Annotated in this window: 13 protein-coding genes; 7 read left to right on the top strand and 6 right to left on the bottom strand. The window is 65.8% G+C overall.

What is annotated here, in order from left to right:
- Positions 1-4: 4 nt before the first annotated feature.
- From C8J39_RS12025 to C8J39_RS12000, 6 genes are all read right to left on the bottom strand, one after another.
- Positions 5-484: an RcnB family protein gene (locus tag C8J39_RS12025; RefSeq protein ID WP_120300703.1), complete on the bottom strand. Its 480-nt coding sequence runs from the start codon at positions 482-484 to the stop codon at positions 5-7.
- A gap of 277 nt (positions 485-761) precedes the next feature.
- A complete protein-coding gene (locus C8J39_RS12020) occupies positions 762-1,634 on the bottom strand; it encodes an alpha/beta fold hydrolase (protein WP_120300702.1) in 873 nt (290 codons plus the stop codon).
- Positions 1,635-1,863: 229 nt separating this feature from the next.
- Positions 1,864-2,763 carry a pirin family protein gene (locus tag C8J39_RS12015; protein ID WP_120300701.1) on the bottom strand — a complete coding sequence of 300 codons (900 nt, stop codon included), beginning with the start codon at positions 2,761-2,763 and terminating at the stop codon, positions 1,864-1,866.
- 4 nt (positions 2,764-2,767) lie between these two features.
- The gene (locus C8J39_RS12010; protein ID WP_120300933.1) at positions 2,768-3,217 is read right to left on the bottom strand and encodes an NUDIX hydrolase; all 450 of its coding nucleotides are present in this window, start codon (positions 3,215-3,217) and stop codon (positions 2,768-2,770) included.
- A 145-nt stretch (positions 3,218-3,362) separates the two neighbouring features.
- Positions 3,363-4,061, bottom strand: a complete 699-nt coding sequence (locus tag C8J39_RS12005; RefSeq protein ID WP_120300700.1) for a glutathione S-transferase — start codon at positions 4,059-4,061, stop codon at positions 3,363-3,365.
- Positions 4,061-4,348, bottom strand: coding sequence for a BolA family transcriptional regulator (locus C8J39_RS12000; RefSeq protein ID WP_120300699.1), 288 nt, complete (start codon positions 4,346-4,348; stop codon positions 4,061-4,063). The genes C8J39_RS12005 and C8J39_RS12000 overlap by 1 nt, the downstream gene beginning before the upstream one ends.
- 122 nt (positions 4,349-4,470) lie before the next feature.
- Here C8J39_RS12000 and C8J39_RS11995 point away from each other — a divergent pair, with 122 nt between their 5' ends.
- The 7 genes from C8J39_RS11995 to C8J39_RS11965 all read left to right on the top strand — a co-directional run bounded on the left by C8J39_RS11995 (position 4,471) and on the right by C8J39_RS11965 (position 12,839).
- Complete coding sequence (locus C8J39_RS11995) at positions 4,471-4,995, top strand: J domain-containing protein (RefSeq protein WP_120300698.1); 525 nt, start codon at positions 4,471-4,473, stop codon at positions 4,993-4,995.
- 178 nt (positions 4,996-5,173) lie between these two features.
- Complete coding sequence (gene cobS / locus C8J39_RS11990) at positions 5,174-6,178, top strand: cobaltochelatase subunit CobS (RefSeq protein WP_056052421.1); 1,005 nt, start codon at positions 5,174-5,176, stop codon at positions 6,176-6,178.
- Between the two features lie 4 nt (positions 6,179-6,182).
- Positions 6,183-8,006 (top strand): cobaltochelatase subunit CobT, encoded by a 1,824-nt coding sequence (gene cobT / locus C8J39_RS11985; protein ID WP_120300697.1) that lies wholly within the window; start codon positions 6,183-6,185, stop codon positions 8,004-8,006.
- Between the two features lie 7 nt (positions 8,007-8,013).
- Complete coding sequence (locus C8J39_RS11980; protein WP_404969341.1) at positions 8,014-8,271, top strand: ribbon-helix-helix domain-containing protein; 258 nt, start codon at positions 8,014-8,016, stop codon at positions 8,269-8,271.
- Between the two features lie 71 nt (positions 8,272-8,342).
- Positions 8,343-10,829 (top strand): TonB-dependent siderophore receptor, encoded by a 2,487-nt coding sequence (locus tag C8J39_RS11975; protein ID WP_120300696.1) that lies wholly within the window; start codon positions 8,343-8,345, stop codon positions 10,827-10,829.
- A 58-nt stretch (positions 10,830-10,887) separates the two neighbouring features.
- Entirely contained in the window at positions 10,888-11,571 is a 684-nt protein-coding gene (locus tag C8J39_RS11970; RefSeq protein ID WP_056063827.1) for a Fe2+-dependent dioxygenase, read from the top strand.
- A 152-nt stretch (positions 11,572-11,723) separates the two neighbouring features.
- A complete protein-coding gene (locus C8J39_RS11965) occupies positions 11,724-12,839 on the top strand; it encodes a PepSY domain-containing protein (RefSeq protein WP_120300695.1) in 1,116 nt (371 codons plus the stop codon).
- Positions 12,840-12,882 lie beyond the last annotated feature (43 nt).

The following is a 12,882-nucleotide window of genomic DNA, read 5'->3' as shown; positions in this document are numbered from 1 at the left end:
GGTCTTAGTAGAAGAAGCCGTTGTTGACCTGTGCGACGCGGCCGTTGCGCGTGTCGACGAGGACGACGTCGCGGCCGTAGCGGACCCAGCGCTGATAGCCGTAGGCCGGGCGCGACAGGCGATAGGTCTGGTAGTCGTTCACCCAATAGTTGCGGCCGTAATATTCGGGCGCGAACCGGTAGCCGACGCTCACCGGGCGATAGCGATAGCCGCGCGGGCCGGCATAGGCCGGGCGGCGATAGAGGTTGCCGTGCGTACGGCGATAGTCGCGCCAGTCCTCGCGCGCCTCGCGGCGATCCTCGCGCAGTTCCTGGCGGGCTTCGCGGACGTCGCCGCGGTCACCGTAACGGCGGGCGCGATCGAGGTCGCGACGGCTCTCGCGGATCTCGCGCTGGTCGCGGCGGACTTCGCCATAGCTCTGCGCGGTCGCGAAGGTGGGGACGAGGGTGGCGGCGGCTACGGCCGCAAGGATCATTTTACGCATGATTGCTCTCCTGTATCGACGCCGGATCAACGGCATGGACGGGCTTTTGCTCCAGCGCCGCTGAACGATCACAGAATGCGCTGGTCAGGATTCAGACAGGTGGCGAAGGCACGGTCGAATACGGATCAGCGGCAATGTCTTGATCCTCCCCCGCCAGGGGGAGGTGGCTGGCGCTTGCCAGACGGAGGGGGCGGTTAGGGCAACCTCTGTTCCGCGTCCTCCCCCTCCGACGCCCTCGGCGCCACCTCCCCCTTGCGGGGGAGGATTGGAAGAGTGCTCAGACACCCCAGCGGCGCATCGCGGCGATCACAGCGTCGGGCTTCTGCCACGGCACGAAATGCCCCGCATCGATCTTTTCGATCGTCAGGTCGGGCACGTAATCGGCTAGGTCGAGCTGGCTCGGGAGCAGCGCGCTGTCCTGCATTCCCCAGATCACCAGCACCGGCATCCTGGTCGGCGGGAACGGTGCATCGAGGAAGGCGGGGCGGGGCGGCGTCTCGTCCATTTCGGGAACGACGATCGCGCTCGCGCGGTACCAGTTGAGCATGCCGGTGATCGCGCCGGGCTGGCCCCATTCATCGAGATAGGCGGCCTTGTCCTCGGCCATCGCAGCGAGATCGGCGTGCTTCGAAAAACTGGTGTCGAAGAAGGTTTCGAGCCCGATCGACTCGATATGCTTTTCGAGATCGGGGTTGCGGAAGGCGCGGATATACTGGCTGGCGGCGCGTTGTTCGAGGTCGTCGAACATGGTGCGCTGGAAGACGAGCGGGTGGGGGGCGTTGATGATGACGAGCCTGCCGATGCGCTCGGGGTGGCGCAGCGCGGCCATCCACGCGACCGCGCCGCCCCAGTCGTGGCCGACCAGTGTGAAGCGGTCGATCTCCAGGTGATCGGCGAGCGCGATCAGGTCTGCGACGATCTTGTCGGGGGTGTAGCTGTCGACGCCCTCGGGTTTGGAGGAGCGCGCGAAGCCGCGCTGGTCGGGGGCGATCACGTAATGGTCGCGGGCGAGGTCCGGGGCGATGGCGCGCCAGGTGCGGTGCGATTCGGGGAAGCCGTGGAGGAGAATGACGGGCGGGTTCGTGGGGTCTCCGCTGATCGCGACGTCCAGGTCGACTCCGGGGGATAATGGGATGCGTTTCAGTGTCATCGTTCCCCTCCCGCTGGCGGGAGGGGGTAGGGGAGGGCCTGCCCGTCGCGCTGCCCTTGGAGCATGCCCTCCCCCGACCCCTCCCGCAAGCGGGAGGGGAGCAGAAGACGTATCTCCCCTCCCGCACGCGGGAGGGGCCGGGGGTGGGCTCGCGGCCAGTTTCAAACGGAGCGGGCGGCGATAGCACGTGCCCACCCCCTACCCCCTCCCGTAAACGGGAGGGGAGGAGTTACGGATAGCTGACCGTCTTTGGGATCGCGGGGATTTCGATCCACTCCTTTTCATCGCCGGGCACTTTCGGGAAGTTGCCCGCATTCCAGTCGCGCTTGGCCTGTTCGATACGATCCCGGTTCGAGCTGACGAAGTTCCACCACACATGGCGCGGCGTCGTGAACGCATCGCCGCCGCACAGCATCGCGCGACCGCCAGTCGCAGACCGCAGCGTCGCCGCGATACCGGGCCGGAGCACGTACAGCACCTGCGGCTCCAGCGTCACGCCTTCCAGCGTCGCCTCGCCCATCGCAAGATAGATCGCGCGCTCCTCCGCCGCCGCGTCGATCGGCACGCTCGCGCCAGGATCGAGCGCGATGTCGGCGTAGATCGTCCCCGAATAGGTCGTCGTCGGCGCGGTCTGGCCCCACAGGCTGCCCATGATGATCCGCGAGCGTGCGCCGTGCGCCTCGATCGTCGGCAGTTGCGCCTTGGTGACGTGCTCGAACGCGGGATCGATCTCCTCGACCGCCTCGGGCATCGCCAGCCAGGTCTGGATGCCCGACAGGTTGGGGCCCTCGGCACGCTCGTCGCCGGGCGAGCGTTCGGAATGGACGATGCCGTGGCCCGCGGTCATCAGGTTGACCGCGCCGGGCTCGATTCGCGCCTGCGTGCCGAGCGAATCGCGGTGGTCGATCGCACCGTCGAACAGATAGGTAACCGTCGACAGGTTGATATGCGGGTGCGGGCGCACGTCGATGCCCTGGCCGATGTCGAGATGCGCCGGGCCCATCTGGTCGAAGAACAGGAACGGGCCGACCATCGTCCGCTCCTTGTTCGGCAGCGTGCGATGGACCTTGAACCCGCCGAGATCGTGCGTCGACGGCAGGATGGTCTGAAGGACGAAATCATCGAGCATGGCGTTATCCCTTGGCAGGTTCCGTGGCGTCGAGAAGCTCGACCAAGTCTGCTGGATAGAGCGTTTCGTGGAAGCCCGCGATGTCGTTTCGGGAAAACCAGCGGTGACCGACGAGCAGTTGCTTCTCCTGTTCGGTGAGGTTGCCCGCCTTCACGTCGCAGGTGTCGACGTCGATCCGGAAATAGCGTTCGTCGGCGGTGACCTCGACGCCCTCGAAGGTGCGGAAGTCGACGACGCGGCGCGCGACTTCGGGGCCGCAGTCGATGTCGAGGCCGACTTCCTCCCAGAGTTCGCGGCGAGCAGCGGCGGCGTAGCTCTCGCCGGGATCGACTGCGCCGCCGGGCGTGCACCAGAGCGGGGGGCGATCGGTCGGCGTGAAGCGGAACATCAGGACGCGGTCTTGGCCGTCGACGAGCAGGATGCGCGCGGCTGGGCGTGGGGTTCTCACAGCCAGCACCACCCCGGCGAAGGCCGGGGCCCAGTTGGAAAGGTCGATATGGCGGAGGGCAGCCCGTCGTTACCCCTGTTTCCCAACTGGACCCCGGCCTTCGCCAGGGAGGTGCTGGTTGGCGAGGTGCTGAGTAGGACGCTGCCAAGCCTCATGCCGAATCCAGCTCTGGATAAGCGCGGAAGATGCCGTCGGTGTTGAAGGCGAGGCGGCGGTCGCTCTTCAGATAGGCCTTGATGCCGGGCAGTTCGGCGACCTGATCGTGGATGCGGACCAGGTTCGGGTAATCGGGTTCTAGCGTCTTCATCCGCTTCGGGAACATGTAGCGCAGCCCCTCTATCACCTGGAACAGCGACGTATCGGCGTAGGTCCACTTGTGATCGATCAGCCAGTCGCCGGTGTTGGCCTGCGCGGCATCCTCGAAATGGCCGAGATACTTCGGCATCCGCGCCTCGCGGAACTGCTTTGCGGCACGTGCAGCCTCGGGCTTCTGGTCGTCGTAATAGTCCATCATCGCGACCGGATGGTGGACGTTGTGGACCTCCGCGACGAGGTCGGCGATCGTCAGCTGGAGCTGGTTGAGCCACAGCCGGTCCGCCATGTTCGACGGCGCAAGACCGTGACGCTCGCCGAGATACATCAGGATGTTGGCGACCTGCGCGATCACCAGGCCGTCGAGTTCGAGATAGGGCGGTGCGAACGGCGTACGGCCGGTGCGATCGGCGAGCAAACCCTCTTCGCCTACGCTGCGCGCGCAATCCTCGTAGGCGATCTCGGCGCCTTCGAGTGCAAGCCGGACGAACTCGCCACGCCCTTGGATGGAGGGCCAGTACCAGAGCTTGTAGGACATCAGCTTTCCCCGGGCGCGCGGGCCTTGATGGCGAGCGCGTGAATCTTCGTGCTCAACAGTTCGGCGAGCGCCTGGTTCACGAGGCGTTGGCGCGCGACGCGATTAAGCCCTTCGAACGCCGACGTTTCCACCTCGACGCGGAAATGCGTCTCGCCGGTGCCGTCGTCGCCCATGTGGCCGGCGTGGAGCCCGCTCTCGTTGACGACGGTCAGGTGCGTCGGGGCGAGGGTCGCGGTGAGGCGGGTGGTGATCTGGTCCTGTACGGAGCCGGTGGCGAGGTCTGTCATGCTCCCTATATAGCCCGTTTTGGAAGCGCGGGGAGCCGGTGGCGGACGAGGATCGAAAAGAGCGGAAAGAGCGCCCCAGTCCAAGGTTTCACGGCCGCGTGGAAGGGACGGGTCGCGTCTGCATGTGGCGCGACTGCCAGGAGCCTGGCGAATTTCGTGCGCCCCCGCTCGAAGGACCGAGCGACGGCGGCCCGCCGCAGTTCCGCTGGTTCTGCCTCGAGCATGTCCGCGCATTCAATTCGGGGTATAATTTCTTCGACGGCATGACCGCGGACGAGATCCACTACGCGCAGCGCCCGTTGGCGGGCTGGGAACGCGAGACGCGCGCTTTCGCGCACGGCGGCGGCGATACGCCGCCGAAATGGGCGGACTTCGCCGATCCGATCGACGCGATCGGCGCGCGCTTTGGTGAGCGGATGGCGGCGGCGCGCAAGGACGGCCGCGTGCTGTCCGACGGCGAGCGGCGCTCGTTGCGCGTGCTCGGGCTCGGCACGGACACCGACCGGACGGCGCTGCGCAAACGCTACAGCGAACTCGTCCGCCGCTATCACCCCGATCGCAACGGCGGCGACCGGGCGCACGAAGCGGAATTGCAGAAGGTGATCGCGGCCTACCAGCACCTGAAAGGCGCGACCGCGTTTGCCTGACGAAGCGGGAATGTGATCCATACTTACTCTGATCGATATTTCACGACCCGCCAGCCGGAACCGCACGGCTGGCGAGCGGTTCGTCTAACTCTTCCGGTCAATCGCCCGACCAATCGTACAGCGGCGGTTGAGTAACTGCCCGCGCTTGGCCTAGAGCTACCGGGAACACGAGGCCAACATGACCGATATCCCGAATACCCAGCCCGACAGCCGCGAGACCACGATCCTCGACGCACCTGACCGCATGGTGAAGGTGCGAGAGATGTTCGGGATCGATTCTGACATGGAAGTGCCCGCGTTTTCCGAAGCCGACGAGCGCGTGCCCGATCTCGATCCGGCGTACGTCTTCGATGCCGACACGACGCTCGCCGTGCTGGCGGGCTTTGCGCATAACCGTCGCGTGATGGTCCAGGGCTATCATGGCACCGGCAAGTCTACGCATATCGAGCAGGTTGCGGCGCGCCTGAAATGGCCTTGCATCCGCATCAACCTCGACGCGCATATCAGCCGTATCGACCTGATCGGGCGCGATGCGATCGTGCTGAAGGACGGCCAGCAGATCACCGAGTTCCGCGAAGGCCTGCTGCCCTGGGCGTTGCAGACCCCGACCGCGCTAGTGTTCGACGAATATGACGCGGGCCGCCCCGACGTGATGTTCGTGATCCAGCGCGTGCTGGAGACTGAGGGCAAGCTGACGCTGCTCGACCAGAACCGCGTGATCCGCCCGAACCCATGGTTCCGCCTGTTCGCGACCGCCAACACGGTCGGCCTCGGCGACACGAGCGGGCTGTATCACGGCACGCAGCAGATCAACCAGGGCCAGATGGACCGCTGGAACATCGTCGTCACGCTCAACTATCTGCCCGCCAAGGTCGAGGCGCAGATCGTGCTCGCCAAGTCCGGCGAATACGACAAGCCCGAGGGTAAGAAGACCGTCGAGAACATGGTCCGCGTTGCCGACATGACGCGCAAGGGTTTCGTCAACGGCGACATCTCGACCGTGATGAGCCCGCGCACGGTGATCACCTGGGCACAGAACGCGCTGATCTTCGGCGATGTCGGCTTCGCGTTCCGCCTGTCGTTCCTCAACAAGTGCGACGAGGCGGAACGGCCGCTGGTCGCCGAATATTACCAGCGCGTGTTCGGCAAGGACTTGCCTGAGAGCGTGGTGGGCAAGGCCTAAACCTTTGGCCAACGAAACCCCTCTCGATCGCTTCAAGGCGGTTCTTGCCGGCACCGCGCGTGCGATTTCGGAGGAGCCGGAGGTCGAACTCGCCTTCACCGCGGACGCGCCGACTCAGAGCGGCAAGCACATCAAGGTGCCGATGCCCGCGCGTGCCCTGCCGCTCGAGCAGGTCGCCGAGGCGCGTGGGTTCGCGGACGGTTTCGCGCTGCGATTGAAGCATCACGACATCGCGCTGCACAACCGTGCGGCGCCGGTCGAGGCGGTTGCGCGCGCCGTGTTTGATTCGGTCGAAACCGCACGGGTCGAGGCGCTTGGGTCGCGCGGTTATGCGGGGATTACCGAGAACCTTGAACGGGCGCTCGACGTTCGTTTGCGTGCAGACCCCATCACACGCGCGCGCAATCGCGACGAGGTGCCGCTGTCAACCGCGCTCGGCCTGATGGTGCGCGAGCGGCTGACCGGGCAGGAATCGCCCGCGATCGCCGCACCCGGTCTCGCGCTGGTCCGCGAGTGGATCGAGAGCAAGACCGATCTCGACGCGCTCGCCTATGCGCTCGACGACCAGAAGGCGTTCCAGGGCCTTGCGCGGAAAATGCTGCAGGAACTCGAACTGGTCGAAGGCGATCAGGTCCCAGAAGAAAGCGACGAAGGCGGCTCCGAGGACGAGGGCACCGACGAACAGCAGCAGGACGAGGGCGACGAAGGCGACGACCAGGGCGAGGACGGCCAGGGCGAAGTCGAGGCGCGCGGCGAACAGTCGGAGCAGCAGAACGAGGAAAGCGACGGCCAGGAGCAGAGCGACGAATCGATGGACGACATCGACGGCGAGCCCGGTGACGACGGCGAGGAAGGCATGCAGCCGGTCCGCCCGAACCGTCCGTTCGCGGACATGGGCGGCGCGTTCGACTACAAGCCGTGGACGACGCAGTTCGACGAGGTGATCGCCGCCACCGAGCTGTGCGACGCCGACGAACTGGCGCGGTTGCGCGGCTATCTCGACCAGCAGCTCGTGCATCTGCAATCGACCGTATCGAAGCTTGCCAACCGGCTTCAGCGGCGATTGATGGCGCAGCAGTCGCGGTCGTGGGATTTCGACCAGGAGGAGGGCATCCTCGACGCCGCGCGGCTGGCGCGCGTGATCGTCAACCCGACGCTGTCGCTGAGCTACAAGGCCGAGCGCGAGACCGATTTCCGCGACACCGTCGTGACGTTGCTGATCGACAATTCCGGCTCGATGCGCGGCCGCCCGATCTCGATCGCGGCGATCAGCGCGGATATTCTCGCCCGCACGCTGGAGCGCTGCGGTGTGAAGACCGAGATCCTCGGCTTCACAACGCGCGCCTGGAAGGGCGGGCAGAGCCGCGAGACCTGGCTCGCCGCCGGGCGTCCGCCGCAGCCGGGTCGGCTCAACGACATTCGCCACATCGTCTACAAGCGCGCCGACGAGCCGTGGCGCCGCGCGCGCAACTCACTCGGGCTGATGATGCGCGAGGGGTTGCTGAAGGAGAATATCGACGGCGAGGCGCTGATGTGGGCGCACGCGCGGCTGGTCGCGCGGCCTGAAGAGCGTCGCATCCTGATGGTGATCAGCGACGGCGCACCGGTCGACGATTCGACGCTCTCGGTGAATTCCGGCTCGTATCTGGAGCGCCATCTGCGCCAGGTGATCGGCTGGATCGAGAGCAAGTCGCCGGTCGAGCTGGTCGCGATCGGCATCGGCCACGACGTCACCCGCTATTACGCGCGCGCCGTCACGATCATGGACGTCGAACAGCTTGGCGGCACGATTATCGAGCAGTTGGCCTCGCTGTTCGATACCGAATGATCCGCCGGTGATCGCGGGCGGCGGCATTACGGCGCCCGCGGGCGGGTTCCACGGACCCGTCAAACGCTCGATCACCATTGCAGGCCACCAGACGTCCATCAGCCTCGAACCCATCTTCTGGCAAGCGCTGGAGGCTTCTGCGGCGCGCCTCGCGTTGCCCTTGTCTGCGCTGGTCGCAGAAATCGACGCGATACGCATCTTGGCTGACGATCCCCCCAATCTCGCTAGCGCCTTGAGATCATGGCTGTTCTCGAACGATTCATGAGAATTAGTCGCAATAGCGTTGACAGTGAAAACGACTCTCAATAGCGAACCCGCAACAATAAGGGGTTTCGCATGTCTGGTCCTTCGTCGCGTTCGTCCGTCGCGCCTGCATTTCTTGCGCTTTCGTGCGTAGGGTTCATTGCCAGCGCACCAGCCTACGCTGCCGACCGCCCAGCTGAATCGGCAAAGGTCCACGCGGCCGACGACCAGGAAAAGCAGCTCAACCGCAACGAAATCGTCGTCAACGGCAAGACCGTTCCCGCGACCACGCTGGAGAGCCCGAAGGCGACGCGCAGCCTGCTCGACACCACGCAGACGGTCACCATCATCGGCGACCAGACGATCCGCAAGCAGAACCTGCTCACCTTGCGCGATGTGCTGCAGACGATCCCCGGCATCACCTTCGGTGCGGGCGAAGGCGGCGGCGGCTACGGCGACAGCATCAACCTGCGTGGCTATTCCGCCAATAACGACATCACGATCGACGGCGTCCGCGACAGCGCGCAGTATAGCCGCAGCGAGACGTTCAACCTGCAACAGGTCGAGGTCTATAATGGCGCGAACAGCGTGTTCGGCGGTGGCGGATCGGTCGGCGGCACGATCAACCTCATCACCAAGCGCCCGCAGGCGGAAACGTTGACGGTCGTGTCCGGCGGCGTCGGCACCGACGATTATTATCGCACGACACTCGACTCGAACGTCCGCGTCAGTGACCTCGTCGCGGTCCGTCTGAATGCGGTCGCGCACAAGAACGACATTCCCGGCCGCGACGTCGAGAACAACAAGCGTTGGGCGGTCGCGCCGTCGCTGATCGTCGGCGTCGAGGGCCCGACCAGCCTGACGCTGCAATATCTGCATCAGGAGGACGAGAACGTCCCCGTCTACGGCGTGCCGTACTTCCGCAATGCGGTGAACAACGGGCCGCTGCCGGGTGCTGACAACTCCGCCTATTACGGCATCCGGAATCTCGACAAGCAGGACATCACCGTCGACCAGGCCACCGCGACGGTCAGCCACAGCTTCTCCGACAAGGTCTTGATCCGCAACCTGAGCCGGTGGCAGCGCGTCCAGCAGGACTCGTTGACGAGCGCCCCGCAAGGTGTGTTCTGCCTGTCGACCGGGTTCCAGCCCCAGCCGCTGACCAACGTCGCGACGACGCCGGCGGCCTGTCCCGCCCCGACGGCAACCGCTCCGGGTCAGAACATACCCGGTTCCTATTACCCGAGCGGCCCTCGCGGTTTCGTCCGAAACCAGGAAAACCAGATCCTCTATAACCAGACCGATCTCCGTTCGGTCTTCGATACCGCGGGACTCGAGCATACGCTGGTTCTCGGCGCGTCGGTCTCGCAGGAGGATTACACGATCGTCACGGGCAACACGTTGCGTACCGCGGCCGGCGCAACGGTCGCCCAGCCGCCGATCAACCTCGCCAACCCGAACACCGACTACACCGGCCCGTTCAACTTCATCCAGGCCGGCCGGTCGGAGGGCACGACGAGCAATGCGGCGGTCTACGCTTTCGATACGATCAAGGTGATCCCGCAGATCGAGGTCAATTTTGGCCTGCGCTACGAGCATGCCAAGGGCCGTTTCCGCGCCGATACCTTCTCGGTCGTGCCCGACGCGACGCTCGGCACCTATGCACGCGGCCTGAACCAGACGAGCGACGAAACGCTGTTCTCGTACCGCGGCGGCATTAACTTTAAGCCGATCGAGACCGTCAGCCTGTACGCGTCGTACGGCAACGCGACCACGCCGACGTCGGCGACCGTCCGGCTCGGCTGTGGTACGTTGATCAACGCACCCGCGGGCCAGCTCGACCCATGCGACGTGAAGCCGGAAAAGGCGGTGAACTACGAATTCGGCGCGAAGGCGGACCTGTTCTCGCGCAAGCTGCAGCTGACGGCGGCGGTGTTCCGCAACGAGCGTACCAACTACCGTGTCGCCACGAACGACCCGATCGTCACGACGCTGGGCGTCAACGACGGCCGTTCGCGCGTCGACGGCATCGCGCTGGGCGCCAGCGGCAGCATCTCGCACGCGTTCTCGATCTTCGCCAACTACACGTATCTGAAGGCGAAGGTCATCCAGAGCGTCTCGAACTTCTGTCTCGCCAATCCGGGTCCGGTCCGTACGACCGTCGGCACGACCACGACGACGACCAACCCATGCGGCAACTCGGCCGCGATCCTTGATACGCAGGCGGGGCAGGAGCTCACCAACACACCGAAGCATTCGGGCAGCCTGTTCACTACCTACACGCTGCCGTTCGGCCTCCAGCTCGGCTACGGCCTGACCTATCAGGGGGCGTTCGCGCTCAACAACAGCGCGCTGGCCACCCCACTCGCGCCGACGACCGTGGTGACTCCCGTCTTCGACTCGGCGGACTACCTAACGCACCGCGCGTTCCTGTCGTACACCGTCGGCAACGGCCTGACCGCGCAGCTCAACGTGCAGAACTTCACCAACGAAAAATACTACACCGGCATCCGCAACAATGGCTGGGCGACGCCGGGCGAGGCGCGTTCGGTGCGGCTGACGCTGTTCTACAGCCTGTGAGGCTCGGCGGCGACGCGGGCAGTTTGCCGGTATCGCCGCCGCATTCTAGAGTGACGCCATGTTGATCGCGATCCCTGATGTCCTCGATGCTGCTGGCGTCGCCCGTGTCCGCACGCTGATCGATCACGCCGAGTGGATCGACGGCAACGCGACGTCGGGGCCACAGAGCGCGCTCGCCAAGCGCAACGAGCAATTGCCCGAGGACTCGGTCGCCGCGCGCGAGGCTGGCGGGATGGTCCTCGATGCGCTCGGCAGGTCCGCGCTGTTCGTCGCGGCGGCGCTCCCGCTTAAAGTGTTCCCGCCGCTGTTCAACCGCTACACCGGCGGACAGGATTTCGGGCTGCACGTCGACAACGCGATCCGGATGAAGCGCGGCACCGATTTTCGCATCCGCAGCGACCTGTCCGCAACGCTCTTCCTCGACGACCCCGCGACCTATGACGGCGGCGAGCTGGTGATCGAGGACCAGTTCGGGCCACAATCGGTCAAGCTACCGGCCGGGCATATGGTTCTCTACCCCGCTTCCAGCCTGCACCGGGTGACGCCGGTCACGCGCGGGGTGCGTACTGCGTCGTTCTTCTGGCTCCAGTCGATGGTGCGTGACGACGGCGCCCGGCGGATCCTGTTCGATCTCGACCAAGGCGTGCAGGCGGTCGCGGCGGCACAAGGGCAGGGCGATCCGGCCACGGTGCGGCTGACGGGCGTGTACCACAATCTCCTGCGCCGCTGGGCCGACGCGTAATCCCGCCCCGTCATTCTGACGAAAGTCAGGACCCAGAGCAAAGCAGTGCACCGCGCGTGAGCCTGGGTCCTGACTTTCGTCAGGATGACGGGTGTGTGTGGATGGACTTGCGCGCACTCGCCATGCCACGCTCCCCACACAGGGAGTAGATAATGAACAAGCTGGCGATGCGGCGCGCGTGGTTCCAGGTCCACAAGTGGATCGGGCTGGTGCTGGCGATCCTGATCATCCCGCTGTCGCTCAGCGGTGCGGCCTTGGTCTGGCATGACGCGCTCGACCGGATCGTCGATCCGGCGCGCTATGCAGTCTCGGGCAAGACCGTGGTTGGGCCGGACAGCTATGTCGCCGCGGCACGCGCGGTACTGAGGAATGGCGAGCAGATCGCGAATTTGACGATGCCCGACGACGGCGGTCCGGTGGTCGTTGCGGCCAGTTCAGCCAGCGCGCCGACCCGGCCAGGGCCTCCCCAGCGGACGATGGTGTATCTCGATCCACCGACCGCGCGCGTGCTGGAGGTGTCGCCGTCGAACGGCGGGCTCGTGCGGTTCCTCCACGTCCTGCATGGAAGCCTGCAACTATCCGGCATCGGGCGTTCGATCGTCGGCTGGATCGGCGTGGCGATGATGGTGTCGTGCTTTACCGGGCTGTGGCTGTGGTGGCCGACGGTCGGGAAGTGGACGCGCGGGTTCCGGTTCCGGCGACACCGCGACGTCGAGACCAACCTGCATCATCTGTTCGGGTTCTGGATCGCGTTGCCGCTGTTCGTGCTGTCGCTGACCGGCGCGTGGATCTCATTCCCGCAGTTTTTCGGGAAGCTCACCGGCGAGACGTCGCGGCCGAGAGGGGGGCCCGACCGCGGCGCGATGATGCGCGCAAAACCGCTGGCGTCGCCCGCGCAGCCACTGGCGGTGGCGATCGGCAAGGCCCGCGGCATCGTCGATAATGCACCGTTACGGAGCGTCACGTGGCCGACCGACCTCAGCGCGGACTGGACGGTGACGTTTCAGGGCAGGGGCCAGAACGGCGGCGCGCCGATCGGGGTGAAGGTGGCGGACGACACCGGCGGCGCGACCGCGGCACCGGCGCGGCCTCAGGGCGGCGTGGCGCCGTGGATGCGACGGATCCACGATGGCACCGACATGGGTGCGCTGTGGCAGGTGATCATCTTCCTGGGCGGGATATTGCCCGCGGTACTGGCCGTGACCGGGGTGATCATGTGGTGGCGCGCGCGGAAGTGGAAGGCGGAACTGGCGGCGCGACGGACGTGACTCGCCCCTTGCCCCTTCGGGGAGAGGGAAGGAGGAGCCTCTC

Origin of the sequence: Sphingomonas sp. PP-CC-1A-547, assembly GCF_003610375.1 — a bacterium.
Taxonomy (GTDB): domain Bacteria; phylum Pseudomonadota; class Alphaproteobacteria; order Sphingomonadales; family Sphingomonadaceae; genus Sphingomonas.
The sequence above is the reverse complement of the archived record's forward strand: the minus strand, read 5'-3'. Positions and strand labels throughout refer to the sequence as shown.